This is a genomic window from Streptomyces sp. NBC_00285, assembly GCF_036174265.1.
Lineage (GTDB): Bacteria > Actinomycetota > Actinomycetes > Streptomycetales > Streptomycetaceae > Streptomyces.
This window is the reverse complement of record NZ_CP108055.1, coordinates 10,198,580-10,223,667: the sequence shown is the minus strand read 5'-3', so window position 1 is coordinate 10,223,667 and position 25,088 is coordinate 10,198,580. Positions and strand designations below refer to the sequence as shown.

The 25,088-nt window shown below is 68.8% G+C and carries 26 protein-coding genes and 4 pseudogenes; 19 read left to right on the top strand and 11 right to left on the bottom strand.

From position 1 onward, the window contains the following. Nucleotides 1–91: 91 nt before the first annotated feature. The 3 genes and pseudogenes from OHT57_RS46820 to OHT57_RS46810 form a co-directional block, all read left to right on the top strand. Nucleotides 92–226 (top strand): annotated as a pseudogene (locus tag OHT57_RS46820) (IS701 family transposase); the annotation flags it as partial. Nucleotides 227–311: 85 nt separating this feature from the next. Then, nucleotides 312–713, top strand: coding sequence for a hypothetical protein (locus tag OHT57_RS46815; RefSeq protein WP_328753067.1), 402 nt, complete (start codon nucleotides 312–314; stop codon nucleotides 711–713). Next, a complete protein-coding gene (locus tag OHT57_RS46810; RefSeq protein ID WP_328753066.1) occupies nucleotides 710–847 on the top strand; it encodes a hypothetical protein in 138 nt (45 codons plus the stop codon). The genes OHT57_RS46815 and OHT57_RS46810 overlap by 4 nt, the downstream gene beginning before the upstream one ends. Nucleotides 848–1,788: 941 nt before the next feature. On the opposite strand, the gene OHT57_RS46805 is transcribed toward OHT57_RS46810, so the two are convergent. Next, entirely contained in the window at nucleotides 1,789–2,244 is a 456-nt protein-coding gene (locus OHT57_RS46805) for a hypothetical protein (RefSeq protein ID WP_328753065.1), read from the bottom strand. A 41-nt stretch (nucleotides 2,245–2,285) separates the two neighbouring features. Next, nucleotides 2,286–2,957: an SDR family NAD(P)-dependent oxidoreductase gene (locus tag OHT57_RS46800; protein WP_328753064.1), complete on the bottom strand. Its 672-nt coding sequence runs from the start codon at nucleotides 2,955–2,957 to the stop codon at nucleotides 2,286–2,288. A 149-nt stretch (nucleotides 2,958–3,106) separates the two neighbouring features. Here OHT57_RS46800 and OHT57_RS46795 point away from each other — a divergent pair, with 149 nt between their 5' ends. From OHT57_RS46795 to OHT57_RS46780, 4 genes and pseudogenes are all read left to right on the top strand, one after another. Further along, on the top strand, nucleotides 3,107–3,799 hold the full coding sequence (locus OHT57_RS46795; protein ID WP_266592215.1) for a TetR/AcrR family transcriptional regulator: 693 nt from the start codon (nucleotides 3,107–3,109) through the stop codon (nucleotides 3,797–3,799). Between the two features lie 222 nt (nucleotides 3,800–4,021). Further along, nucleotides 4,022–4,120 (top strand): annotated as a pseudogene (locus OHT57_RS46790) (IS5/IS1182 family transposase); the annotation flags it as partial. Between the two features lie 215 nt (nucleotides 4,121–4,335). Beyond that, nucleotides 4,336–4,923 (top strand): DUF6192 family protein, encoded by a 588-nt coding sequence (locus tag OHT57_RS46785; RefSeq protein ID WP_328753063.1) that lies wholly within the window; start codon nucleotides 4,336–4,338, stop codon nucleotides 4,921–4,923. A 39-nt stretch (nucleotides 4,924–4,962) separates the two neighbouring features. Continuing rightward, the gene (locus OHT57_RS46780; protein WP_328753062.1) at nucleotides 4,963–5,889 is read left to right on the top strand and encodes a pentapeptide repeat-containing protein; all 927 of its coding nucleotides are present in this window, start codon (nucleotides 4,963–4,965) and stop codon (nucleotides 5,887–5,889) included. A 360-nt stretch (nucleotides 5,890–6,249) separates the two neighbouring features. Here the strand turns inward: OHT57_RS46780 and OHT57_RS46775 are convergent, their stop codons facing one another. After that, on the bottom strand, nucleotides 6,250–6,645 hold the full coding sequence (locus tag OHT57_RS46775) for a pentapeptide repeat-containing protein (RefSeq protein ID WP_328753530.1): 396 nt from the start codon (nucleotides 6,643–6,645) through the stop codon (nucleotides 6,250–6,252). Between the two features lie 266 nt (nucleotides 6,646–6,911). Between OHT57_RS46775 and OHT57_RS46770 the strand changes: the two genes are divergently transcribed. The 3 genes from OHT57_RS46770 (at nucleotide 6,912) to OHT57_RS46760 (ending at nucleotide 9,296) form a co-directional block, all read left to right on the top strand. Then, a complete protein-coding gene (locus OHT57_RS46770) occupies nucleotides 6,912–7,940 on the top strand; it encodes a Mu transposase domain-containing protein (protein ID WP_328753061.1) in 1,029 nt (342 codons plus the stop codon). Beyond that, complete coding sequence (gene istB / locus OHT57_RS46765; protein WP_328753060.1) at nucleotides 7,937–8,728, top strand: IS21-like element helper ATPase IstB; 792 nt, start codon at nucleotides 7,937–7,939, stop codon at nucleotides 8,726–8,728. The genes OHT57_RS46770 and istB overlap by 4 nt, the downstream gene beginning before the upstream one ends. A 76-nt stretch (nucleotides 8,729–8,804) precedes the next feature. Next, nucleotides 8,805–9,296, top strand: a complete 492-nt coding sequence (locus tag OHT57_RS46760; RefSeq protein ID WP_328753059.1) for a DUF4265 domain-containing protein — start codon at nucleotides 8,805–8,807, stop codon at nucleotides 9,294–9,296. 133 nt (nucleotides 9,297–9,429) lie between these two features. Here the strand turns inward: OHT57_RS46760 and OHT57_RS46755 are convergent. Next, nucleotides 9,430–9,864: pseudogene (locus tag OHT57_RS46755) on the bottom strand (pentapeptide repeat-containing protein); the annotation flags it as partial. A gap of 447 nt (nucleotides 9,865–10,311) precedes the next feature. Then, nucleotides 10,312–10,566: a hypothetical protein gene (locus OHT57_RS46750; RefSeq protein WP_328753058.1), complete on the bottom strand. Its 255-nt coding sequence runs from the start codon at nucleotides 10,564–10,566 to the stop codon at nucleotides 10,312–10,314. On the opposite strand from OHT57_RS46750, the gene OHT57_RS46745 reads away from it, so the two are divergent. After that, complete coding sequence (locus tag OHT57_RS46745) at nucleotides 10,547–11,713, top strand: HAD-IA family hydrolase (RefSeq protein WP_328753057.1); 1,167 nt, start codon at nucleotides 10,547–10,549, stop codon at nucleotides 11,711–11,713. The two genes, OHT57_RS46750 and OHT57_RS46745, sit on opposite strands and share 20 nt — an antisense overlap. A 198-nt stretch (nucleotides 11,714–11,911) precedes the next feature. Here OHT57_RS46745 and OHT57_RS47675 read toward each other — a convergent pair. Both OHT57_RS47675 and OHT57_RS46735 read right to left on the bottom strand, forming a co-directional pair. Further along, nucleotides 11,912–11,962, bottom strand: a pseudogene (locus OHT57_RS47675) (hypothetical protein); the annotation flags it as partial. A gap of 89 nt (nucleotides 11,963–12,051) precedes the next feature. Continuing rightward, the gene (locus OHT57_RS46735; RefSeq protein WP_328753056.1) at nucleotides 12,052–12,933 is read right to left on the bottom strand and encodes a helix-turn-helix domain-containing protein; all 882 of its coding nucleotides are present in this window, start codon (nucleotides 12,931–12,933) and stop codon (nucleotides 12,052–12,054) included. 222 nt (nucleotides 12,934–13,155) lie between these two features. Here OHT57_RS46735 and OHT57_RS46730 point away from each other — a divergent pair, with 222 nt between their 5' ends. Both OHT57_RS46730 and OHT57_RS46725 read left to right on the top strand, forming a co-directional pair. Then, complete coding sequence (locus OHT57_RS46730; protein ID WP_328753055.1) at nucleotides 13,156–14,496, top strand: hypothetical protein; 1,341 nt, start codon at nucleotides 13,156–13,158, stop codon at nucleotides 14,494–14,496. 55 nt (nucleotides 14,497–14,551) lie between these two features. Next, nucleotides 14,552–15,256 carry a 2'-5' RNA ligase family protein gene (locus tag OHT57_RS46725; protein ID WP_328753054.1) on the top strand — a complete coding sequence of 235 codons (705 nt, stop codon included), beginning with the start codon at nucleotides 14,552–14,554 and terminating at the stop codon, nucleotides 15,254–15,256. Here the strand turns inward: OHT57_RS46725 and OHT57_RS46720 are convergent. Further along, nucleotides 15,152–15,697 (bottom strand): ATP-binding protein, encoded by a 546-nt coding sequence (locus tag OHT57_RS46720; RefSeq protein ID WP_328753053.1) that lies wholly within the window; start codon nucleotides 15,695–15,697, stop codon nucleotides 15,152–15,154. The genes OHT57_RS46725 and OHT57_RS46720 overlap by 105 nt on opposite strands. Before the next feature lie 212 nt (nucleotides 15,698–15,909). Between OHT57_RS46720 and OHT57_RS46715 the strand changes: the two genes are divergently transcribed. The 6 genes from OHT57_RS46715 to fxlM all read left to right on the top strand — a co-directional run bounded on the left by OHT57_RS46715 (nucleotide 15,910) and on the right by fxlM (nucleotide 22,487). Next, nucleotides 15,910–16,317 (top strand): hypothetical protein, encoded by a 408-nt coding sequence (locus tag OHT57_RS46715; RefSeq protein ID WP_328753052.1) that lies wholly within the window; start codon nucleotides 15,910–15,912, stop codon nucleotides 16,315–16,317. An 8-nt stretch (nucleotides 16,318–16,325) separates the two neighbouring features. Next, nucleotides 16,326–16,493 carry a hypothetical protein gene (locus tag OHT57_RS46710; RefSeq protein WP_328753051.1) on the top strand — a complete coding sequence of 56 codons (168 nt, stop codon included), beginning with the start codon at nucleotides 16,326–16,328 and terminating at the stop codon, nucleotides 16,491–16,493. Nucleotides 16,494–16,676: 183 nt separating this feature from the next. Next, entirely contained in the window at nucleotides 16,677–16,880 is a 204-nt protein-coding gene (fxlA, locus tag OHT57_RS46705; RefSeq protein WP_328753050.1) for an FxLD family lanthipeptide, read from the top strand. 79 nt (nucleotides 16,881–16,959) lie between these two features. After that, the gene (locus OHT57_RS46700; protein ID WP_328753049.1) at nucleotides 16,960–20,001 is read left to right on the top strand and encodes a lantibiotic dehydratase; all 3,042 of its coding nucleotides are present in this window, start codon (nucleotides 16,960–16,962) and stop codon (nucleotides 19,999–20,001) included. Then, complete coding sequence (locus OHT57_RS46695) at nucleotides 20,001–21,176, top strand: lanthionine synthetase C family protein (protein WP_328753048.1); 1,176 nt, start codon at nucleotides 20,001–20,003, stop codon at nucleotides 21,174–21,176. Before OHT57_RS46700 ends, OHT57_RS46695 begins: the two co-directional genes overlap by 1 nt. A gap of 87 nt (nucleotides 21,177–21,263) precedes the next feature. Then, the gene (fxlM, locus tag OHT57_RS46690; protein ID WP_328753047.1) at nucleotides 21,264–22,487 is read left to right on the top strand and encodes a methyltransferase, FxLD system; all 1,224 of its coding nucleotides are present in this window, start codon (nucleotides 21,264–21,266) and stop codon (nucleotides 22,485–22,487) included. 473 nt (nucleotides 22,488–22,960) lie between these two features. Here fxlM and haaN read toward each other — a convergent pair whose 3' ends face one another. The 3 genes from haaN to OHT57_RS46675 form a co-directional block, all read right to left on the bottom strand. After that, entirely contained in the window at nucleotides 22,961–23,440 is a 480-nt protein-coding gene (gene haaN, locus OHT57_RS46685; RefSeq protein ID WP_153179035.1) for a cyclophane-containing RiPP N-acetyltransferase HaaN, read from the bottom strand. A gap of 92 nt (nucleotides 23,441–23,532) precedes the next feature. Continuing rightward, on the bottom strand, nucleotides 23,533–24,087 hold the full coding sequence (locus OHT57_RS46680; protein WP_328753046.1) for a hypothetical protein: 555 nt from the start codon (nucleotides 24,085–24,087) through the stop codon (nucleotides 23,533–23,535). 118 nt (nucleotides 24,088–24,205) lie between these two features. Further along, a complete protein-coding gene (locus OHT57_RS46675; RefSeq protein WP_328753045.1) occupies nucleotides 24,206–24,964 on the bottom strand; it encodes a serine protease in 759 nt (252 codons plus the stop codon). Between the last annotated feature and the right edge of the window lie 124 nt (nucleotides 24,965–25,088).

Here is a 25,088-nt window from a genome sequence, read left to right as displayed (position 1 = left end):
TGATCATCGGTGTGTGAAGACAAACGATCACGCGGTGGCCGCAGGTCACAGCGTAGACGCTGCCCGCTGGCAGGAAGCGTTCGAGGGCCTGATGGACCGCATCGCGGGCAGGTTCGCCCGGGTCGAACCCCGACGCCGACCACGCCACCTGGTCCTGGGACTGCTCGCGGACCTGCCGCGGAAGAACTGCTGGACCATCGCCGAAGGGTGTAGCTCTCCTGCGGGGAAGCCCTTGAGCTGGGAGAACGCTGGTTGACGGTGTGCTCGGGGTAGGCGTCCTTCTACTGTGGTGGGTGGAGTAGGGGGCGTCGATGGTGTCGTTGATCGAGGAGTTGGAGACGCGGGAGGCGGCAGCGCGTGTCCGGGTGGAGGAACTCGAGGCGGAGATAGCCGAGTTGACCACACGGCTGGCGGGTGAGCGTGAGGTGTGGTCGCGGCTGCGGGTGACGCGAGAAACGGTGGCCCAGGTGCTGGCCGAGCTGTCCGGGCAGGACGGGGCCGAGGCTGCGCCGTTGCGCGAGCCGGTGGCGGCGGAGGCACCGGTGGAGCCCGAGGTGAGGGTGGTGGGGGCGGTCATGGTGCCGCACTGGCGGGGAGGTCTCACTATGGACGTCCTGCCGGATGTGTACCGGGACATCGTGGAGGTGATCGCGGACGCGCCGGGGCCGATGCAGGCCAAGCAGATCGTGCCCCGGATCGGGCTGCCGCGGTGACCGCGAAGATCGAGGGGACGCGGGGGAAGCTGAAACGGCTGCTGGAACGGGGCTGGCTGATCGAGGACCAGCCCGGACGGTTCGCACCTGCTCATCCGGGCTGGCGGGGAATCGGTGAACTCGCGGAACGATAAAGGCTCTTCTCTCTAACTTCGGAGGTACCACACCAAACCGAAGCCGCTGAAAGAAGAGCCGGTGGAACCCTACGACGCCTTCGATGCCATCGATCCATTCACTGCCGCGACAAGGGCCTTCGACTGCCTGAAAGGCGCGTTGGCCGGGCCGGAGTCGGCCGCGCTGTCCCATCACGAACTCGAGGACCTTGTCGGGCTTCAAGGCCGTGAACTGCTGCGGCTTCTGTTCCAAGCACACCTCGACCTGCGGGAGAAGCGGGAGCGTGAACAACTGCGGCAGACGAAAGACCAGGTGGTTCGTGGTGCGGACGGACGCGTCCGCCCGCACCACGAGATGGGGCATTCCCGCCTGCTGGCCTGTGTGTTCGGCACGGTCACCGTGACGCGGACCGCATGGCGGGGCAAGGGCCGGACCAGCGTGCACCCGGCCGATGCGGAACTCTCACGGGTGTGGCTCTCCTTCAGGGACGTTCCTGAAGGAGAGCCACACCCTTCAGATTTTGGGCGGGGGTCGCCCCTTCTGGCGATCAGTGCCTCGCGGAGGGCGGCGGCCTGTTCGCGGACAAGGGGTGCCGTGGGCTCCTGGTCGGTGTCCTGTGCGGCTCGCAGCTCATCGAGCCACTGGTCGAGCAGGGCCAGTCCGCCCTCGTGTGCGAGCAGGGTTTGTTCAACACGCGGGGCCAGGACGGCGTGCAGTCCGGCGGAGGCTGGTGGTGGGCTGGAGGCGCTGGTGGCCGGGTTCCCAACTGTGGAGGCGAGCAGGTCAAGGCTGCGGTGGGCGGTGTAGACGGCGACCAGGTCGCTGATGACGGCGGCGGCGTGTAGCCAGGCGCCGGGGCGGTCGGCTGCTTGTGCCCGGTTGAGGGTGTCCAGCAGGCGTTGCCAGGCGTTGAGGGTGCCCAGGCGGGGGGTTCGCCAGCCGGGTGGCATGCGGAAGAGGTTCAGGCGGATGTCGAGGATCGCGTCCGGAAGCAGACGAAGCGGGTCTTCGCGGCGGCCGTGCGCAGCTCGTCGTCGGTGGGCTGCCGGTCGCCTGAGAGGCCGAGCATCAGCCCCTTGGCGGCCTTGGGCCCTTTGCGCCGGCCGAACGCACCCAGCAGGGCGGCGACTCCCTCAGGGTCCTCGACGACCGTCGGGACGGCGCTGTGGTCCTGGCCCCGGATGCGCAGCTGGACGGCGGACCCTTCGCGCATGCTGGGGATCCAGCCGAGCTGGGAGGACATGGCGAGCACCGTGCCGGGATCCCAGTCGAAGTAGCCGATGGGGACCGTGAATTGGCGACCCGTCCGGTGCCCCTTGTAGGTGAGCAGCATCAGGCGCCCGCTCAGCGGTTTGTGGAAGCGGGAGGCGAGCAGCGGCCGTACGACCTTGTTGGCGGCTCGGAAGATCTTCACCATGGGTGGCCTGGTCGTGTTCGCCGCGGGCGTGCCGGAGGTGTTCACCGGATGCCGCCGGGGACGGTGTGGACGATTTCGGCCTGGTCGCGCTTGGTGTAGGCGTCCCAGTAGTGCTCGGCGATGGTCTCGGGCTCGGTGCCGGGACCGCTGCCGATGAACACCCCGATCGCCACGTGCACGGCGTGCACCCCGCGCTCGGCGAGATCGATGCCCAGGGCCATGGCGTAGTTGCGCAGGGCCGCCGCCGCGACGCCGACGCTGCCGAACGCGCCGCCGCTTGGCCGGACCGAGGAGGCACCCGTGGAGAACAGCAGGGTGCCACTGCCGCGTTCGAGCATGGCGGGCAGCACCTGACGGACCGCGGCGACCGCTCCGTTCAGGTAGTAGTCGAGCTGCTTGTGGAGGTCCTGCGCCGTGGCGTCGACGGCGGCGGCGCCGGCGAACGTGGGGTCGGCGGGCGAGTACTCCAGTACGTCGACGGCCCCGAACCGGTCGGCGACCGCGGCGAGCGCCGACTGGAGCGAGTCGGGATGCGTCACGTCCGCGGCGAAGCCCGCGGCCTCGATGCCGTCCTCGGCGAGCCGTGCGGCGAGCGCGTCGAGCTTGTCCTGGGTCCGGGAGACCAGGGCGACCTGGAAACCCTCCCTTCCGAAGCGGCGGGCGATGGACAGGCCCAGGCCTGGGCCTGCCCCGATGACGGCGATGACGGGCATGGGTGGTGCTCCTGTGGTCGGACGGGTCGGATCGATGAGGGGCATCTCCCGCCACGACAGCGGCCAGGACTGAAAGTCGAGGGTAGCCTCATGTTCTTGGATTGTAGCAGAGAACATGAGGCATCCCTCCGGTTGGTAGGCTGAGTGACATGGCCATCGACCCTCCGTCCGCCTCCGCCGGGAACCCGGCCCCTGTCCGCCCCCTGCGGCGCGACGCGCAGCGCAATCGCGAGGTCCTGCTCACCGCGGCCCGCTCCTGCTTCGCCGAGCAGGGCCTGGAGGCACCCCTGGAGCAGGTGGCCAAGCGAGCCGGGCTGGCCATCGGCACGCTGTACCGGCACTTCCCCACCCGGCTGGACCTGGTGCAGGCGACCTTCGCCGAGAAGCTGGCCGCCTGGCGGGAGGCCGCCGAGAAGGCCGTCACCATGGATGACGCCTGGGCAGGGCTGTGCCATTTTCTGGAGACCATGTGTGAACTCCAGTCACAGGACCGGGGGTTCAACGATCTGGCCTCCATGCGGTTGCCGGAGAGCGCCTGCCTGGCGGGCGCCCAGACCCGCATCCGCGAACTCGGTGTAGACATCGTCGAGCGTGCGCAGGAGCAGGGCAGCCTGCGCCCCGACCTCACCCCCGAGGACCTTGCCTTCGTCATCTGGTCGCACAGCCGCGTCACCGAGGCCACCCACGCCATCGCCCCGGACGCCTGGCGCCGCCACCTCTACCTTCTGCTCGACGGCTTCCGAACCGACCGCGCCCACCCGCTGCCGGCACCGCCGCTCACCGAGGAGCAGCTGTACCGCGCCATGATCAGCCTCGGCGGAAACGGGGCCTGCGGCGCCTGACCGTCGGGACGCGCGTTGCCTCAAGGCGCCGAGGGAGCCCCTTCCCGGCGACCAGGCCGAGCCGGTACACCTCCGTCCCTGCGATGCAGAGTTCGTGGAGACGTTTGGTGACCTCCGCTTGTCATCAGTGACACGGCGCGCTCGAAGGCCGCCTCGTCGGCGAAGCATGCGCACATCCCGACCACCTCCGGGTCCTCACTGCTGACATGCATCAGGTAAAGCAGCCACGACGCCACGCTCTGCAAAGACCGCAACACAGTCGAGCGCGCCATCAACAAGCTCAAGGAATGGCGGGGGCTGGCCACCCGCGACGACAAGACACTCGATATTCCTCAGTGACTGTGCAGTCCCAGGTCATGCTTGACGCGGTTGTTGCTGGACTTGCTTGACGGTCGCGGGAGACTTTTGACGGTCCAAGCACATCCCTGACGGGTGATGCCTAGGGTGCTGGCATGGGTGAGATAGCCGATCCTGCCGTAACCGTTGATGAGGACTGGACGGCCCGTCAGTTACGAAGCCATGTCCGGATGACCGGGATGGTCGACAGTGTGACCCGGCAGCGCTACGACGAGCTGGTCAAGCTGGGGCGGGACTGGGGCGAGATGATGAGCAGCGTCCAGTGGCAGCTCGGGGACGCGGCCGTGGAGATCGAACCGATGCGCTCCTACGGAGGCACCAACCCGTCGGGGAGCGAGGAGTTGTTCACGGTCAGCGAGGCGATCCGGATGTTCGCCGAGGACGTCGGCCTGGCGTATTCGACGGTCCGGGACTACCGGTGGGAGGCCTCGCGCTGGCCGAAGGAACACCGGCGGGCGGACGTCTCCCACACCATCCACAAGACCCTCGCCTCCATCCCCGACGAGCAGAAACGGTTCGAGGCGGTGGACAACCCCCCGGCCAGTCCGCGCGGCGGGCCCGCGCGCTGGACGCACGACAGCGCGAAACGGATCGTCGGCTGGAAGGTCGACACCCCCGAGAACGTCCAGGAGAAGGTGGACGCGATCCACGACCTGGCCGCCGACGACCACGTGGCCGCTCGGGTGGCCACCGACTTCCTGCCCCGCCCGGCGGTCGCCTCGAAGGCGATGTCCGACGATTATCCGGACTACCAAATGGCGGCGTGAGGTGCGTATTCCAGGGGGCTACTGGACATTTTCCTGCGTATGAAGTCGAGCTGGAAAATCGCAGGGGTGCTAGCGATACTCGTCACACTCTTCGTCGGCTATGCCGTCCTGCTGTGGCAAGGACCATGGTGGTTGGACGGCGGGCATCTGCGGAAGCGGGACCTACAGCCAGCGGATGGCGCGGTGATCACGGGTTTCCGTACTGCGCTGGTCGCGCTTGGCGCTGGGGCAGTTGCTGCAGCCGGTCTGTACTACACCGATCGCACTCTGCGGCACACCCGCGACCGGGACCGCGAGCAGGTCGAGTTATCGCGCGAGAGTCAGGTCACCGACCGGTATGTGGAGGCCATCAAGCTGCTTGGTTCCGATCGGACAGTTGAACGCCTGGGAGGCATCTACTCGTTGGAGCGCATCATGCGCGACTCCTCGAAAGACCACCTAACTGTTGTCGAGGTCCTGGCCGCATTCATCCGGGAGCACGCATCTGCGCCCGATCAGGCGTCGCAACCGGACGGCTCCTACTCCCGACCGACGGAGTATGTCCAGGCTGCCCTGACCGTCCTCGGGCGGCGACCCCAACGCGAGGAACCCTTCCGTATCGATCTACGGTTCATCAACCTGCGGGGCGCGGACCTTAAGGCAGTCCGGCTAGAACGCGTACGCCTGGCTGGTGCCAACCTGGAAAAGGCAGACCTGACGGAAGCCCACCTAGAGGAAGCATGGATGCAGGAAACCCGTCTGGAAGGAGCATGGCTGAATCGAGCCCACCTCAAGGACGCAAACCTCAGAGCAGCCGACCTGCGAGGAGCCAGCCTGCAAGACACCTACTTCGAAGGCGCACGACTACACGAAGCCGACTTATCGACGGCCAGTGGCTGCACAGCGGAGCAGTTACAAAAGGCCCTGCTCGACGACGACACAAAGCTGCCTCCCGGCATCGCCGGCGAGCCTATTGGAGCCGAATGACTGGCATGCCGAGGTCGGTGTGGCCGCTCTGGCCGGAATCGCGTGTGCGCTCCAGGCTGCGGTCGAGCGCAGTGAGTTTCTCCTTGGCTTTCGTGAGACTGACCTGGAGTCCTTGGACTTCGCCGATCCAGCCGTTCGTCCGCGCTTCTGCGATGCGCTCGGAGAGGTTGCGGATGATCTCGCTGAGCCGAGGCCGCTGTGAGCCGATCCGATCCTGTCCAATCCGGGTTACGCCCCGCTATTTCGCCCCGGGTGGTGACCAGGTCGACTGCCTCTCAATCCGATCCGCGTCTCCTTCCCGGCCTGCACCGGCCACCGCTCACGTTTCCGGAGCCCAGGGCCGACGATCCGTCGGCCTCATCAGGAGCCGGCCGGATGCCAGGTTGAGGGCAGGCTAAGGCCGGTCGGCAAAGACGACTCGTTCGGCGGCACCAGGCCAGATGGTGCCGAGCCAAGGGCATGAGTGAAGTCGACGGCGCTACCGCAGAACGTCGCCGAGTCGAAGCCGACCGTCCCGTCGGAGAACCTCGCCCCGCTGAAGGAGACCGTGCCGCCGGAGAACCTCGCCCAGAAGTCGACCGCGCTGCCGGAAAACTCCGCCCCGCTGAAGGAGACTGTGCCGCCGGAGAACTCCTCCCCGGCGAAGCTGACCGTGCCGCCGGAGAACCGGGCATCGGAGAGGTCTGCTCCGTCGAACGTGACGTCGGTGAAGTCGAAGTCGTGGCCCTGCCAGGAGTGCGCGTGCTCGGAGGCCAGCCGGAGGTGGTCGCGGACGAGGCGGATGACGGTGCGCCGGACCTCCCGCAGGGACAGGTAGGCGTGCCGGGCTGCCGCGTCCCCCTGGGGCAGGTCGGTCTCGGCTGGCTGTGACGTCGTTCATCGGCCCCGGCATGTTGGCTTCGAGCGGCCCCAGTTGGCGGGTCGCACGGGTGCATTGAGGGGTGGTGACGGGGCGAAGTGGCCCCACCTTGGCTCTTGCGGTGAGACGGTTCCTGTGGTTTCCGACAGGGGCGGTGCTGCGGATGTCTTTGTCCAAGCAGGAGTTGTTCGACCGGATCCGGCGGGACAGCTGGCAGCGGCAGTTGTCGATCCGGGCTCTGTCGAAGAAGTACTACGGGTTCACCCCGTTCTACTGCGAGCCGGGCCTGCGCGGCGCCCACGAGAAAGGCGGGGTCGAGGGCCAGGTCGGCTATTTCCGCCGCAACTACCTCACCCCGGTGCCGCAGGTGGACAGCGTGGATGAACTCAACACCCGGCTGGCCGAGTTCGAGGCGAAGGAGGACGAGCGGCGGATCGGGGCGAGGATGCGGACGATCGCGCAGGACTTCGCCCGCGAGGCCGGCCATCTGCTGCCCTTGCCGGACGATCCGTTCGCCACCGGCATCACCCTCACGCCCCGCGTCGACCGCTACGGCATGATCACCGTGAAGATGTGCCGGTACTCGGTCCCGGTCCGCTTCATCGACCGCAAGGTCACCGTCACGCTCACCTGCGACGACCTGACCGTCTATGACGGCCGGCGGGAGATCGCCCGCCACCGGCGGCTGACCGGCCGCGGTGCCGAACACCTCGTGCTGGACCACTACTTGGAAGCTCTGCTGACCAAGCCGGGAGCACTGGAACGCTCCGAGGCACTCCACCAGGCCCGCGCCGGGGGCACGTTCACGGCCGTCCACGAAGCGTTCTGGGCCACGGCCAAGAAGGCCCTCGGAGACATCGAAGGAACGAAAGCCCTCGTCAAAGTGCTGTTGCTGCACCGCCACCAGCAGCACGCCGACGTGGTGACCGGGATCCGCGCGGCCCTCGCGGCAGGCACCTTCAACGAGGACGTCATCGCCCTGGAGGCCCGCAAGGCGGCCCAGGCGGCCGGGCGGGCACCGACCGTCACCGCCAGCTCCCTTGCCCCGGAGCCGTTGGATCTGGACCCAGTCCCGGTCACACCGCTGACGTCGCGACGTCTCGCGCGTGCTCTGCCCTCCGATCAGCGTCCTCTGCCCCGCCTGGAGCAGTGGGACGAGCTGTTGCAGCTTCGCCGGAAGGACTCCTCATGACCACCGCCCACCACGCGCTGACCGCACAGGCATCCGACGCGGCGATCGACACCGCCTGCCGGCTGCTGCGCCTGCCCACCATGCGAGCCCAGGCCACCGACACGATCGCCCGGGCCGAACGCGAGGGCCTGTCCTATGCAGGGTTCCTCGCCGAGCTGCTGATGGCCGAGTGCGAGGACCGGGACCGCCGCCGGGCCGAGCGACGCATCCGGGCAGCTCACTTTCCCCGCGAGAAGTCGCTGCGGGAGTTCGACTACCGCGTCAATCCCAACGTCGATCCGGCAGTGATCCACAATCTCGCCACCTGCGAGTGGATCGCCAAGGGCTACCCCCTGTGTCTCATCGGAGACTCGGGCACCGGCAAGTCGCACCTGCTGATCGGGCTGGGCACCGCAGCAGCGATGGCCGGCTACCGCGTCCGCTACACCACTGCGGCAGCCTTGGTGAACGAGCTGGTCGAGGCGGCAGACGACAAGCAACTGGGCAAGACGATCGCCCGCTACGGGCGCGTCGACCTGCTCGAAATCGATGAGCTCGGCTATCTCGAACTCGACCGCCGCGGCGCGGAAATGCTCTTCCAGGTTCTCACGGAGCGTGAGGAGAAGAGCAGTATCGCGATCGCCTCCAACGAGGCGTTCACCGGCTGGAGCAGGACCTTCACCGATCCACGGCTCTGCGCGGCGATCGTGGACCGGCTCACCTTCAACGCCACCCTGATCGAGACCGGCACCGAGTCCTACCGCCTGGCTCGCTCCAAAACCAGGGCGGAACAGAAGGGCAGGCAGTAGTAGCGCACCCGATCAGCTTCGCCAGCCGACGCCATGGGACGATCTTCGCTGAGATGAGCAGGCGGAGGGGGCGGAGTTGCAGTACATCGTGCACGAGGACCCGGTCGGTCGAGCCGAGAGCAACTACATCGCCCAGGCCGATCTGACCCCCTTCGACCTCGACGGACAGATCGAACAGCTGTGGCTCCAGCCCGAAGAGCACGGCACATACAAGGTGGCCTGCATCCCCTTCATGACCTACGGCCTCGCTCTTGGAGACCGGGTCCGTCTGTCACCAGAAGCTCGCGTGGTCGAAGTTGCCCAGGCGAGCGGACACCGCGTCCTGCGCACACTGCTCAGGCCGAGCACGGACGCTGCACGACTTGACCGCAGCATCAGCCTCATCAAGAACTCGATCAAGGAATCCAGGCTGCTCAGCGAATGGCACGGGGAGCACTTCGTCGCCATCGACGTCCCTCCCGGCACCGACATGAGCCCGTTGTCCGCCCTGCTGCAACGGGAAGTTGACGAGGCCGGCGCCTTCTGGGAATGGGCCGACGCCATGCCGTTCTCCACCACGCGGAGCTGACCGCGCTGCGGCTGGTCCCGGCGCAAGCCAATTCCCGGGGCCACTTCAGGACGTCGGGAAGCTACACAACCTTCATCAACTGGGGCCGCTCGAAGCCAACATGCCGGGGCCGATGAACGACGTCACAGCCAGTCTCGGCGGTGTAGGGCAGGCGGAGGTAAGCGCACAGCACGTCGATGCAGGTCTGGCGCAGCTCGCGGGTGGGGGCGTCGTCGGCAAGGCCAGCCAGGGCGTGCACGCCGCCGAGGCGGACGGCCGCGGAGTCGTCACCGAGCTGGGAGACGGCGGCGGTGAAGCGTTCGGTGTGCAGGCGGGTGGCCTCGCGCAGGGCGCCGTCCTCGTCGATGCGTTGGCGCCGGTAGGCCACCACCAGGGCGACCAGGGCGCCGGCCTCGGCGACCACGCCGAAGGCCAACTTCACCAGGTCGAAGAGCGTCGTGGAGTCGATGCGGCGCTCGGGCTTGAGTTCCCGGGCACCCAGCAGGTCCCATACGGAGTAGAACACCGCGGCCGCCACCAAAACCGCAGCGGCGAACGTCAGAGGCAGCACCAGGCGGATGGACCACATGCGCAGCCCGCGCCGGTCCGACCGGCGGCGGATCGAACGGGCCGGGCGCCGGAGCGGTGCGAGCCGCTGGACCCAGCGGCGGTGATCGATACGCCTGACTGCAGCGTTCGGAGGGTGCAATGCACCGTCAGGCCATAGCCCACAGCTTGATCCCTTGACGCCCGAGCTTGCCGCAAGGAGGCCTCCGTCGGCGGTGCACGCCAGCTCAGTGACCCCGTGGTCGATATGGGCCGGCCTGTCCAGCTCATGGACTCGCTGAGAGGTGGTGAAATCGCAGACCCGCACCGTGCCGTAGGAGTCACCGGTTGCCAGGCGGGGGGGGTGACCGGACAGAACGCCAACGCCTGCAGTCCTTCCTGTGGGTACGGGTGGCTAAGGAGGCTACGGGTACAGGTCATGAGGGCGTTGCCCGGTGCCCTCTCCCCCGAGTGGGACAGCCGCCTCCAATCACGCGCTGGGCGTAGCCGGGAGGGGCTGTGGCAGGCGGGGCAGGGGCCAGGTCGGATCCCATCGCCAGCCGGCCCACGCGGCGAGGTCCACGAAGGGGCCGGAGGGCTCTTGGATCATCGCGAGGACCTGAGTGCAGGCGGCGTCCACGGCCCGGTGCTCGGTGTCGGTGACGATGCCGAGCCGTCGTACGTGCGCGTACTCGTCTTCGTCCTTCCACGTGAGAACCATGCGGATGCTGACCAACCAGGGCATGGACCAGGACTCCCCGCTGTCCTGCCTGCTGGTCGGCCAACCGACACTCAGACGCACCATGAAACTCGCCGTCCTCGCCGCCCTGGAGCAGCGGACCGCGCTGCGTTACACCATGCCCGGCATGACCTCGGCAGAGACGCCCAGCTACGTCGCCCACCACCTGAAGGTCGCCGGGCGCCCGGACCAACTGTTCACCGAGGACGCCCTCACACTGATCCACACCACCTCGCGCCGCTACCCGCGGGCGGTCAACAACCTCTCCCTGCAGGCCCTCGTCACCGCCTTCGCGACCGGGAAGAACCTGGCCGACGAGACCGCCGCCCGCGCGTCCGTGAGCGAGGTGGTCGGCGACCGACTCCCCACCGCACTCGTGGGAGGCTCACCCATGCCGGAAGCGGTTTCTACCAGGGCCAGAAGGGGCGATCTCATGCCGATCCAAGGTGTACTTTTCGACGTGGACGACACTCTGTTCGACTACTCGACCTCGGAAGAAGTTGGCGTGCTCGCCCACCTGCGGGAGCAACGGCCGCTCGATCAGTTCCCCGACCCCGCCACGGCACTCGCCTTCTGGCGGAAGATCATGGAAGTGCAGTACGCACGCTTCCTCAACGGCGAGCTCACTTTCACCGAACAGCGGCTCGAACGCACCCGTCAATTCCTCTCCCACCTCGGGCAGGACACCTCGGGCATGCCGGACCACGAAGCGGCTGCCTGGTTCGCCAGCTACGAGGCTCACCGCAACGCAGCCTGGGCGGCATTTCCCGATGCCGAGCCTGTCCTCAGGAAACTCGCACCGGACTACCGCCTCGGCATCGTCTCCAACTCATCCGGCGACCACCAGCGCGACAAGCTCCACGCCATCGGCCTGCTGCCCTACTTCGACAACGCGCTCATCTGCTCCGACCAGCACGGCGCCGCCAAACCTGCACCGAGCATCTTCCTCGCGGGCTGCACGGCGCTCCGCCTCCCACCACACGAAGTGGCCTACGTCGGAGACAAGTACACGCTCGACGCCGTGGGGGCCCACGACGCGGGGCTGCACGCCTACTGGCTCGACCGGGCGAACATCAACTCCGGCAACGCCACCAACGGCAGTATCCGCGTCATCCACTCCCTCGACGAACTCCCAGACGCCCTCACCCACTGAACCCCACCGCCACCTTGCCGACCACAGCGACACCCCACCGACCATCGCCCCGCTGGGACGTCCCCAGCGGGGCCTTCTCATGCTCACTTCGTTGGCACGTCCAATGCCGCCCCAGCCCTCACCGATTGGCTCGCGCGCGATCCCGCTGACCAGAGCCCGCATCGCCGCCTTCGAGAAGAGCAACGCCCGGCGGCTGATGTCCTTGGAGTCGCGCACTGCGGCGTGTTCGCCCAGTTCCGCGACTTCCACGCAGTCGTTCGCACCCCCGCTATACGAGCTCTTCCGCCACCGCGCGTGCGCGAGATCGACGTCGTGCGGGGCAGTCGTGCTGGGCGTGCTCACTCTTCGAGCTCCTTGCTGATGCGTGCGATGTGGGTGCGAGTCTCCGACGGGTCGAGGGCGCTGTCTCTCAACTGATCGAAGATTTCCGTGTAGTTGTCCACGTCCTCGGTGGAATCCAGATACACGGAGTTCTTGGGGTTCTCCAGCCACACCAGGTCCGGTGTCGGGTGCGGGAACCTCAGGATGACGAACGGGCCGTACAGCCCCGGATGCGCGCCGAGCGAGAACGGCAGGAGCTGCACGGTGACGTTCGGCCGCTCACTCGTCTCCGCGAGCTTCCGCATCTGGTCGCGCATCACGTCCACGGAGCCGACCGTCCTGCGCAGCACGGCTTCGTCCAGGATCGCCCAGAGTCTGGCTGGGGTCTCACCGCCCAGGCGGCTGTTCTGCCGCTCCATGCGGACCCTGACCAGGGACTCGACCTGCGGCGGGGACAGGTCCTTCCTCATCTGGGAGATCACGGCACGCGCGTAATCCTCGGTTTGGAGCAGCCCCGGCACGAGCATCGGCTGGTAGCTGGCGAGGTGTGTCGCGCCGGCCTCCAGCGCGAGGTATCCGTCGTAGCGGGTCGGGGTGAGCACTGTCGAGTACTTCCGCCACCAGGGCTTCTGCTGCTCCTTGTCTGCCCGTACGAGGTCGAGCACGTCGGCGCGGCGGTCCTCGTCTTTGACGCCGTACAGGTCCAGCAGTGCCCGGACGAGGACCGGCGTCGTACCGCGTTCGCCGTTCTCGATCCGGCTCAGCGACCCCTGGTTGACCTCCAGTTGGTCGGCGACCTCGGTGAGGGTGAGCCCGGTCGCGTCACGCAGTTCCTTCATCCGTGCCGCGAGCTGTCGCCGGTACACCGACTGCGGGACCAGGCTTCTCTTCAAGGCCATGTCGGAAGTCTCTCCGTACCTGCGACACCTCTACAACCCATACGGGTCAACTTCTCCAGACATATTGCCTAGTTGGTGGTTGCCTCGGCATGCTGTCAGGAGTCGCGGCGCGCGTTCGTACGGGCGTGCGTCGCAGCCGACCGATGGGCGAGCATGGCCACGACCTCGCTACCGGCAAGCGCCTCCGCGTCGGTTCCGCACGCCGCACCAGGAGGGTGGGCCATGCCACGGACAACGCTGCTTCGGCAGCTGCTCCAGCAACGGCACCTGACGACGCACGAGGCTTTCGCCGCCCAGTACGAGCGGGCCGCCGCCCGGCTGGCGGAGCTCGACCGAGACCCCCGCCTGGGGTCTCTCCAGGTCTCTCCACGTCAGTTCGACCGCTGGTACGGCGGGGAGTTGTTGACTCTGCCCCGTCCTGACGCCTGCCGGGTGCTGGAGCACATGCTGGGCAGACCTGTGTCCGAGCTGTTCTCCACGGCGTACGACGGCGACTCCGTGCACGACCGCGACGAGGAGTCGAGCACGGGTCGGCAGGCGACGAGGGCGTCTTCGCCACGTGAGGGCGACGAGAACCCGCTGGACATCGTCACCCGGACCCGGCAGCTCACGGCCAGCAACGCCGACGACGCGACGCTCGCCTTCCTTGACGCCTCGTTGGAGGGCATCGCCAGCCGGTACGAACAGGACGGGCCGTACGTCCTCCGTCCCCAGGCCCGCCAGGTACGGCAGCTCGCCCACACCCTCCTTGACGGCCGCCAGCCCCCACGCGCACGCCGGGAGCTCTTCCGCGTCGCTGCCCGCGCCTCCGGCCTGCTCGGCTACATGGCGGTGAACACGGGAGACTTCGTGCTCTCGGTGGCGTACTGCACCGAGGCCCGGGATCTCAGCCGTGAGATCGGCGACCTGGACACCGACCTCTGGGCGTGCGGAACCCTCTCCTTCGGCCTCTACTACGCCGGCCGGTACGACGAGGCGGACGCCTGCGCGGCCGCGGCCGTCGAGCGAGCCCCGCACCACGCCCAGTGCATCCGCCTGCTCGCCAACGGCCGGGCCCGGTCCCTCGCCAAGTCCGACGACCGGCGTGCCGTCGATCAGGCCATTGGACAGGCACTCCGCCTCTCCGACCTCCATGGGGTACCCGTTGGGCTGACCTCCTGCATCTCCTTCGAGCCGTACGGACGGGCCCGGACGCTGGCCAACGCCGTCACGTCACACGTGGCGCTGCGCAACACGGCCCAGGTACTGCGCGACGCCGAGCAGATCGACGATCTGGTGGAGCACTCGACCTCCTCCTGGAGCCGTTCGCTCGTACGCCTCGACGTGGCCACCGCATTGCTGCAGCAGCGCACGCCCGACATCGAGCACGCGATGGCGCTGGGCCGTGAGGCCCTGCGGCTGTGCGGAGACACACCGATCAGCTCCGTCTACCAACGCTCCCGTGACCTGCATGAGCAGGCCGGGCCGTGGCGTGATCACTCGGCGGTACGCGATTATGGCGATGAGTTCCGGACCTGGAGCTCGCAGCCAGCGGCCCTGGCCATGGCGTCATCCGCGTCTTAGGCGCTGTCGATGTCGTCGTGCTCCGGGGCAGTGTGAAGCCGAAGGAGTACGTCGGGTGCCCCTGCTCAGTGCCGATCCCGCCGCGTTCCCCGCCGAGCCTCCCGCCGACACGCACGATCCGGCGGTCACCGCGGCCCACGACTGGGCGGCGTTCAGCGCACTCGATGAGATGACCGACCACTGGGCACGCCCCGGCTGGTCGGACGGCAGCCGTGCGTACTACTGGATGCTGACCTTTCCGGATGATCAGCGGCTCGCTGCTCTCGCCGGGCACTGCCAGGAGGAGCTGGCGCCCCTCGGCCTCGACCCGGTGCCGACGGACGGATTGCACATCACCCTCGCCCGAGTCGGAACGCCGGGCGTCGTCACCCCCGGCCAGCTGGACAGCTTGGCGCGGGACGCCGAGGCGCTGCTGCCCTCCGCTTTCTTCGTACGCGCCATGCCGCTGGCCGGCTCCCGTGGCGCCGTCCGGCTGTCCCTCGGCCCCTGGGAACCTCTGCTCCGGCTGCATCACGCGCTGGCCAAGGCGGGGAGCAGTGTCGGTCTGGCCCCGAAGAAGCCGACGTCCGCTTTCCGGCCGCATCTGAGCCTCGCGTACAACAACCGTCGGCGCCCCGCCGCGCCCGTTGTGGAGACGGTCTCAGGGCTTCGCGCTCTACCGGCTGTCGAACTCTCCGTGTCCGCCGTCCAGTTGGTGGAGCTCCGCCGTGAGGGGCGGACGTACCGCTGGGATGTGCGGAGGAACGTCGCGCTCGGGTAGCCCGCTGGCGTCCAGGGCGAGAATTACGACTACTTCCTTGCCGATCGCGGTTGGCCGGACGGACCACGCGGAGGCCAACTCCGCGACGAGCAGCAGTCCGAGACCGCTGCCCTTCAACTCATCCACTGACTCCGCCGCGGAGCGTGCCCGGACCCTGGAGACGTCCCGTCCCGCGTCATGGACTCGTAGTACCGCCATGTCCCGGTAGACCTCCACGCACATGCAGTCCGGTCCGCCGGCTGTGTGCCTGAGCGCGTTGCCCACGAGCTCCGAGGCGATCAGAACGGCGTCGTCGACCCGCTCCGGCGCGGCATGGCCCTCGAGGAGCTCTCGTACGTGTCTGCGCGCGAGGCCCGAAGGCTCGGTGCAATCGGCCAGCTTCACCCAATGACGCCGTACTGGCGTCCGCCTGCAGAGGCGCTCTTCGTCCACCGCGTCCATCGCCGCTTCTCGTTTCCGCTTGGCACTGGACCGATCAGCCTCGCTACGCCTGAGCCGCGGCGGTACGCCGCGCCTCCGCCTCCTCGCGCGCCGCCGGACGGCGGACGAACGGCGTGCTCACGGCGTACCGCCGTCGACTGCCCCCGACGAGGCTCTTCGTCGAGGCGCCGGACCCTTGGCGTCTCGGCTCACCTGGCTGGAGGTAACGCGGAATGAGCGGCAGTGCGAGGCAGACCGCACCACACGAGGTGCCCCCGGGCACGCGCCTGGTGTTGTACGCCTGTCTGCCCGCGTCACTCAGTGAGGCCGGCGACCACAGCGTGGCCAGCGCACGGCGGTACGTGGCCGATGCCGGCTGGGAGGCGGTCGAGACGTACGTCGACCGGGCGGCACCGTTCGAGAGCCGCGCCCTGTGCGAGGGCTGGCACAACGCTTTGGCCGCGGTCGAGCAGGGGAAGGCGGCCGGGATCGCCACCCCTCTACTCGTGATGCTGGGGCATCTGGAGGAGGACAAGTCGAACCTCGCTGCCTCGCAGGCTCGGACCGGAGCGCTGATCACGACACCGTGGGCGGTCGTCGATGCCGCAGGCGCCACGGTCGCACGGAGGTCGGCGGCGTGATGGCCCGGATGCGGCAACGGTCGCTCCTGCAGCTGCTCGGCCAGGCCGGATGGGTGCTGCGGCATCCGGCGACGTACGTCGGTCGGTTCGGCTTCGGCACCTTCCAGGTGCTGTTCCTGCCCGTCCTGGTGACCGGCACAACGTTGACCACGCTCTACGCGGGCCAGTTCCGGTAGCCCCGGCCCGTGTCCTCGCCCCCCTCTCCGGATGCTCCGAATCCATGTCTTCCACGGAATCCGGTCAACCGGAGAGGGGCCGCACCCAAGGTGCGAACGCAGAAACCCGGCCCTGCGGCAATCCATACGCAGGCCGGGCGGCGCGACGAACCGTTCGGAACCTTCCGACAGAGAGGAAGTGCGATGACCGCAACCATGCTCACCCCGATCACAACGGCCACCACCGGGGCGTCCGCTGCGACGGCCGCCCCCGAGGCGCCCGCCGACCCGTTCGACATCGACCTGACCATCGTCACGGAGATCGGCGCCGACCTGCTCCCCAAGGCGTGCGGCACCGGCGACGGGTGCGCGGCCTCCTGCGCCTCGTCCTGCGCCAGCGCCGTCTGACGACGGCCCGTGCACGGGGTCGGGGGCGCTGCCGCCCCCGGCCCCGCTCGTTCACAGCACTGACGGCGGAGGCATGGGGATGGGAAGCGACGGAAAGCTCTACCAGCACACAGGCGCGGCACTGCTCCGGGCCGCCGAGATGCCGCTGACGCGTCTGCCGACATGGTGGCCTGACCCGTCCGACACAGAGGCGTGCGGCAGGTGGCTGAGGCAGGTCTGGGCCGATGCGCGGTTCGCCGACGCCGTCCGGCAGGCGAGCGGCGATCTCGCCACGCGGGTCGACGCGATCTGCGCCGGGCAGCCGACACGCTCCAAGCAGGTCCGGCGCGCCGCCATGGCCACCGTCCGATACTTGTTGCGCGCCGGCGGGCGACCGACGCCGTTCGGCCTCTTCGCGGGAGTCACCGCGGCCAGCGTGGGTTCGACGCCGCACGTGAGGTGGGGAGACGCACACCAGGCCGTGGCGCGGGTGGACACCGAGTGGCTGGACGACGTCATCGTCCGCCTGGAGGCGTGCCCGATCCTGCTGGAGCGCCTGGATGTCGTCCTGAACAACCTGGCGGCGCGCCGCGGCGGACGGCTGCATGTCCCGCACGGCGGACAGATGGGGGCCACCGTCCGGCGCACCAGTGCGGTACGCGTGATCGAGCGCCTCGCGGGCGGGCCGGTCCGATTCGCCGCCCTCGCCGAGCAGTTGGCCGCCTCCTTCCCCCGAACCGAGCCGCAGAACATCCGCACACTGCTCGGCGCGCTGGTGCGCGAGAAATTCCTGATCACCAGCTTGCGCGCGCCGATGACCAACACCGATCCGCTGTCCCACCTGATCCAGCGGCTGCACGGCGCAGACGCGGGCGCGGTGCCGCAGGTCGCGCAGGTTCTGCACGAACTGGAAGCTGTGCAATGCGCCGTACACGAGCACAACCGGCGCCCGGCGAGCGCGCAAGGCCCGGCTCGGGAGGAACTCACGGGTCGACTGCGTGGGCTCTCCGACGCGGGCCGAAGCCCCTTGGCCGTCGACCTGAGGCTGGACGCCGAGGTACGGATCCCCGAGAGCGTCGCGCAGGAGATGGAAAGGGCTGCCGATGCTCTACTGCGGCTCACGCGCCGACCGGCGGGCCAGGGCGTGTGGAAGGAGTACCAGGTCGCGTTCTGGGAGCGGTATGGCACCGGCACGCTCGTTCCGGTGAAGGAGGTCGTCGACCCGGCGTCCGGGCTCGGCTATCCAGCCGAGTACCCCGGCAGCCGCATGACCGCACCGCCCCCGACAGTCTCCGAGCGTGACGAGGCGCTGCTGGCTCTGGCCTGGCAGGCACTGGCCGACGGCAGCAGAGAGATCGTCCTCACCGACGACCTGATTGACCGCCTGGCCGGCGATGCGCCGACCGGGCAGGAGGTACCGCCCCACGTGGAGATGTGCGCGCGCCTGCACGCCGACAGCCTGTCCGCCCTGGAGGACGGGGACTTCACGCTCACGGTGACACCGGCCCGTGCCGCGGGCACACTCACCTCCCGGTTCACTCCGGTCGCCACCGGCACGGGACTCGACGAGGTCTACCGCCAAGTTCCCACGGGCGTCGAGAACGCGCTGACCGCGCAGCTGTCCTTCCCGCCGCTGTACCCGCACACGGAGAACGTCGCCCGCATCCCCGCTTATCTCCCACACGTGATCCCGTTGGGCGAACACCGCAGCCCCGACGACACCTCTACGACGCTCATCGACGTCGACGACCTCGCGGTCACGGCCACGCACACCCGGCTGTACCTGGTCAGCATCTCCCGCCGCCGCTTGGTGGACCCGCAGGTCTTCCACGCCATGGCCCTGGACAAGCAACCCCCGCCCCTGGCCAGGTTCCTGGCCCACCTGACCCGCTCCTTCGGGCCTGCCTGGACCGGCTTCGACTGGGGGCCGCACGGCGCACGGCTGCCGTTCCTGCCTCGCGTCCGCTACGGGCGCGTGATCCTCTCTCCCAGTCGCTGGAACCTGACCGCCGACGACCTTCCAAGCCGCGCCGCGGACATGCGGGAGTGGACCGATCGCCTCGGCCGGTGGCGGAAGCGGTGGCACTGCCACGGTGCCGTCGAGCTGCGGGAGGACGACCGGACACGTCGGCTCCAACTCGACGTGCCCGCACACGCCACCGTCCTGCGTGCCCACCTGGACCGGGAAGGCCATGCCGTGCTGACGGAGGCGCCGGCCGAGGAGACCTACGGCTGGATCGGCGGCCACGTCCACGAGATCGCCCTGCCGATGACCAGCACCCGCCGACCGATACCCGACCCGCTCTCCGGCTTCCTCCCCGTGCTCACCAACAGCACCCTCGGACCCGTACCAGGGGCGGTGCAGGCACCCTGGCTGAACGCCAAGATCTACAGCCACCCAGAACAGTTCGAGGAGCTGATCGGCACGCACCTCGCGCGGCTCGTGCTCCAACTCCCAGGTACACCCGAGTGGTGGTTCATCCGCTACCGCACCCCGCACGACCTCGACCACCTCCGCTTGCGCATCCGCACCGGCAGCCCCGGACAGCACGCCGCCTGCACCGAGCTCGTCGCCGGATGGGCCGCCGGCCTGCGCCGCGAAGGGCTCATCAGCAGGCTGGTGTTCGACACGTACACCCCCGAGATCGGCCGTTACGGCCCAGGCGCCGCCCTGCGCTGTGCCGAGGCGGTGTTCACGGCCGACTCGGCCTACGCCCTCGCCGCCTTGCAGGGCGGCGGTGTCGACGGACGGGCGCTGGCCGCGGTTGGCATGGTGGACATTGCCTGCGGCTTGCTCGGCCCCGACGAGGGCATGAGGTGGCTGGCGAACCGGCCCGCGCCTCCGGCTCGCGTCGAGCGAGGCGTCAGCGACCAGGCCATCGAACTCGTTCGCCGCGCTACGCCTCATGCCCGGTGCTGGGGCGAAGAGGTCGCCCAAGCGTGGCACCGTCGCGCCGTGGCCCTGGCGCTGTATCGCGAGGGCCTCGCCGAGAGCATGGACCTCGACTCCGTCCTGGAATCCTTGCTGCACATGCACCACAACCGCCTGCGGGGTCTGGACCGGGAGGACGAGAGGCTTTGCCGCCGCCTTGCCCGTCAGTCCGCCGTCGCATGGGCCGCCTGGCCGGGGGAGAGCCGCTGATGAACTACGACGCGCCGCCCACACCCACCGGGCCCGGCTGGGGGCAGTCGCTGTACTCCGGCGCGGCGGGAGTCGCCCTGCTGCACGCCGTCAGGGCCCACACCGGCGAAGAGGACCGGGACGCGCTCCGGCCGTGGGCCGCCGCCATGCTCAAGGGCCCTATCCAGGCCGCCGCCGAAGCATGCGGTCTGTACGAGGGCGCCCCGGCCGTCGCGTACGTCCTCAGCTTCACGCACACGAACACCGCCACGCGCGCCCTGGCGACCCTGGACACACACCTCGCCGACGTCACACGCCATCGACTCCAGCGGGCACACGCCCGCATCGATCGCGGCGCGTTGCCCACCCTGGGCGAGTTCGACCTCATCAGCGGCCTGACCGGGCTGGGCGTGTACCACCTGCACCGCGGCCACAAGACGGAGCTGCGGGACGTCCTCGCCTACCTGGCGCGGCTGACGGAACCGATCACCACCGAGGCGCAACATCTGCCCGGCTGGTGGACGGGAGACAGCCCCGATCTGCGACCGACGCCGCGATGGCCCGGCGGACACGGCAACTTCGGCCTCGCCCACGGCATCACCGGACCGCTGGCATTGCTGGCCACGGCCCTGCGACACCACCACTGGGTGCCCGGACAGACGCAAGCCATCACCCGGATCTGCGACTGGCTCGACCGGTGGCGCAACGGCACCGACTCGCACGCCTGGTGGCCGGACCTGATCACCCGAGCCGAACACCGACGCGGCGAACTCCAGCGTCCAGGACCGAGACGCCCGTCCTGGTGCTACGGCACCCCCGGCATCGTCCGCGCCCAACAACTCGCCGGCCTCGCCCTCGGCGACCGTGACCGGCAACGGCAAGCCGAGCAGGCCCTGGCCGGATGTCTGGCCGACGACCAGCAGCTCGCCCAGCTCACCGACGCCTCCCTCTGCCACGGCTGGGCGGGGCTCATACAGACCGTCTCCCGTGCCGCCGCCGACGCCCTCGACGACGAACTCGCGTCGCACCTACGCCGCCTCAACGTCCGGCTCAACAAGCACCTGGACCACCACGGACTGCCGGACGGCGCCGGCCTGATGGACGGCACGGCAGGCATCCATTTGGTCCGTCTCACCGACCCCGTCAACACGGCGATCACCGCCCCCTGGGACCGCTGCCTGCTCCTGACAGGGTGACGCCGCGAACCGCATCCGCACACCAGAACAAATGAGAACGATCTACCCCTGCCGTACGCACAGCCGGGCACCTTCCGAAAGGACGCGATGAACACCACCACTGGCGCCTCCCCCGAGGACCTGCGCAACCGCCTGGTCGACGCCATCCTGAAAGAGGACCTCTCCGGCCTCCACGACGCACGCGTCGAGACCGCCATGCGGACCGTACCCCGCCACGCCTTCCTCCCCGACGCGCCCATCGAGGAGGCGTACGCCAACAAGAGCGTGACGATCAAGGAGAACCCCGACGAGGACGCACTCCCGCTGAGCTGCGCCTCCCAGCCCGATGTCGTGCACTTCATGCTGGTCCAGCTCGCCGTCCGCGAAGGCGACAACGTCTTCGAGATCGGGGCGGGCACCGGCTACAACGCCGCCCTGCTCAAGCACCTCACAGGGAAGTCTGGACAGGTCACCACGTGCGACGTCGCCCCCGACGTGACCGTCTACGCCCGCCGGGCTCTGGACGCGAACGGATACGAAGACGTTCGCGTGGTCACGAGGGACGGCGCCCTCGGCGCCCCTGAGTTCAGCCCGTACGACCGAATGATCGCCACGGTCGGCATGTGGGATCTCCCCGGCGCCTGGTGGGACCAGCTCGTCGTCGGCGGACGCCTCGTGGTCCCGCTGCGGTGGCGCGGGCTCTCCAGGGCCGTGGCCTTCCAACGCGAGGAGGGGCTGATGCGGTCCGACTCCGTCAAGATGTGCGGCTTCCTCCCGGTGATCGGCCAGGACGGGGAGCGGAACGATTACATCGACGACGACCGGCTCGTCAGGCTCTACTGGGACGAGGACCAGTCCATCGCCCCGGAACTCCTTCGCGACGCGCTCACCCGACCGAAGTCGGTCGCTTGGACCGATGTGATGGTCGGCCCCGTCGAGTCGTTCGACGGCGTCTGGCTACGGCTGAGCGCCACGGAGCGAGTGACCTGCCGCATCACCGTGAAGCCCGCAGCAATGGAGGCCGGTCTCCACCGGCCCGCCTCACCTGCCCTGAGCCCCGCCCTCGTCGAGGGGGACTCCATCGCGTACCTCACCCTGGAGCGGACCGCCGAAGACCCCGAGACTGAACCCCGGTTCCGGCTGGGAGCCGTCGGCTATGGCCCGGCCGGCGCCGGTCTCGCCGAGCGGATCTGCGCGCAGATCCGCGCCTGGGGCGCGGCCCGGACCGCCGAACCCGTCGTCACGGCCTACCCCGCGGACACACCGGACAGCGACCTCGCCGACGGAGCCGTGATCAACCGGCCCTCCGTGCGGCTCGTCATCAGCTACTGATCCTGACGCGGGCGGGCGCGGCCGTCGACGGGTGAGGCCGCGCCCACCGAAGCGAGAACAGAGCGATGTTGCAGCACGGTGGTCAACTCGGCGCGAGGTTCGCCTCACAGGTGGTGCACCGTCGCACGGCTCGCCGCCTGGGGTTGCCCGCGGTGGCGGTCGCCGGAGAAGCACTGCTCAACCGCTCCCAGAGCCCGGGCGGAGGATTCGGGATCCACCCCCAGCGCGGCGGCTGTACGTCGTCCTCGGTCACGTGGTCGCACCATCCCGGTCTGTGCGCGCACTGGGCAGGAGAGATCAGGATCGTGTCCTCCGGGTGAGTACGCCACTCCGTCCTCACGAACGTACGCACCGAACGTGGGGTCGCCGACGCCGACGCCGACGAGCCCGGCGGACACTCGCATCCGAGCCCGATGACGATCTTGCCGCCGCACTCGTCGCAGCGCTCCACTTCCACTGACCTCGTACCACCCTCACGCCGTGCCGGAGTCGACCCGGTAGACGATCTTCCCATCGAACTCGGCGAACCCAAGTGACTTATAGAAGGCCCGTGCTCCCGGATTGTCACTGTCGGTCATCCATTCCACGCGGCTGCACCCGGGGCGCCCTGCGGCGATGGCACGGAGTTCGTCCATGAGGCGAGCACCGGTGCCCTGCCGACGCAGGGTGTCGCGGACGTAGAGCTCCTTCAGGAACAGGGAGTGCGAGGAGCCGGCGGCCGGCCAGAGGAAGGAATACGCGGCGAGTCCGACGATGTCCCCGGTCTCGTCCTCGACGAGCAACGCGGAAGCCAGCGGCGGCGAGCCGAACAGCGCCTCTTCGACCTGGGTTCGGCGTTCCTCCAGTGGCTGGATGTCGGTGTCGGTCGCACCGTAGAACCGCTCGATCTCCTCGATCAGCTCGGCCATGGCCGGGACGTCCCGCTTCTCCGCAGGGCGGATCGTCACGCTCATCGGCGCCTCCTGTCATTCCTCGGTAGCTTCGGTCACTGCTGCACTCGTTCGTTCCAGCGCGTGATCCCCTCCTGGCGGTACGGCACACGCGTCTACGGCGGCGAGGCGGCCTGCGCATACGCGTTCCAGCCGTGCTGCCGTAGGGAGCCCTGGACGTGTCGGATGAGGTACTCCAGGTCCGCGCAGTAGACAGACGGGTTCCGGTAGCCTTGGGCTTCGCTGAAGCGGTGCGGAAGGTAGCCACCGCCGCACACGTCCACGAGTGGGCAGGCGCGGCACTGCTCGGCGAGCGCTTCCTTGCCGTGCTGTCGGTGCAGCAGCTTCGGATGCGACAGCGCTTCATCGAAGGAGTGGCGGAGGACGTCGAGCCCGAGCCAGGTGGCGCCCTCCTCGACCGACCGCAGGGTGTCCACAGCCTCGATGGAGCCGTCGGACTCGATCACGACGCTCGTCGGCGGGGCCAGGCCGAGAGTCTCCACCGAACCGCGCACTCCAGAGCTGAGGGCCACGATGTCCTCCAGCATCCGGATGCTGTGCTGGTACTCGGGCCGGGCGAGCCAGGCGTCGTAGACCTTGCTCATCCATAGCCCGTACTCGGGCACGCTCGGGTCGGAGCGGTGCGGCTGGTGGAAGTGGTAGTACAGCACGCGCGTTCGCTATGTGCGTGAAGTAGTCCCGGTACTGCCTCCTGCAGCGGGCGCCGGCGAGACGCCTCGGACTGGCACAGCCGGTCCGAGGCGTCTCGCGTACGGGTCTGACGGTGGCTCACTGCGACTCGAGCCACGGCTTGAAGTACGCGACGCTGCTGAAGAGGGAAGGCTTGGCGCATCCGGGGCCGCCGCCGGAGGTGATGCCGACGACGACGCCGTTCAGGACCGCGGGGCCGCCCGCGTCGCCGTTGCAGACAGCCTGCTCGCCGCCTGCCGGGCCAGCGCAGAACCTGCCTGTGGTGTCGAAGGGTGCGCCGGGCTCGGTGTAGACGCCGGCGCAGGAGTCCCGGTTCAGAACTGGCAGTTGCGCAGCCTGGAGCTGCTGGGGCACGTTCGTGCTGTCGCGCTGGTTGCGGCCCCAGCCCGTGACGGTGACATCCGCGCCGGTTGCGGGGTCGCTGGTGGCCAGATGTGCGAACTTGACGCCGTCGGCCTCGGTAGCCGTCTTGAAGAGGGTCAGAACCGCGACGTCGTTGGCCAGGCCGACGGAGGTGTACTGCGGGTGAATGCTGATCTTGGTGACCGAGCTCGCCATCGGCAGCTTGTCACGGTTCAGCCCGCCCCATTTCACCTCCAGTTTGGAGGGGGCGGCACCGTCGACGCAGTGGGCGGCGGTGATCACCTTGTTCGCACCGAGCAAGAAGCCGCCGCACACGTGGGACTTCCCGTGCCAGCCTTCCAACTGCACGCTGACCTGGTAGGGAGCGGATTCCGGCGTGGCGGGGCTCCCGCCGACGATGGCGGTCGCGGGTACCGCGTTCAGGGCGGCTGAACCCAGCACCGCCACAGCACAGACAACGACCTTGCGCAGCATCAGACAGCTCCTTGAGTACAGATCCTGAACGGCGAACGACAGCAATAACGAACCTCGTCACGCAAAGTAGCGAAGGAGGCGCGAATTGTGCGCCATGGAGCGGCGCAAGTCACGAGCCCGCCCC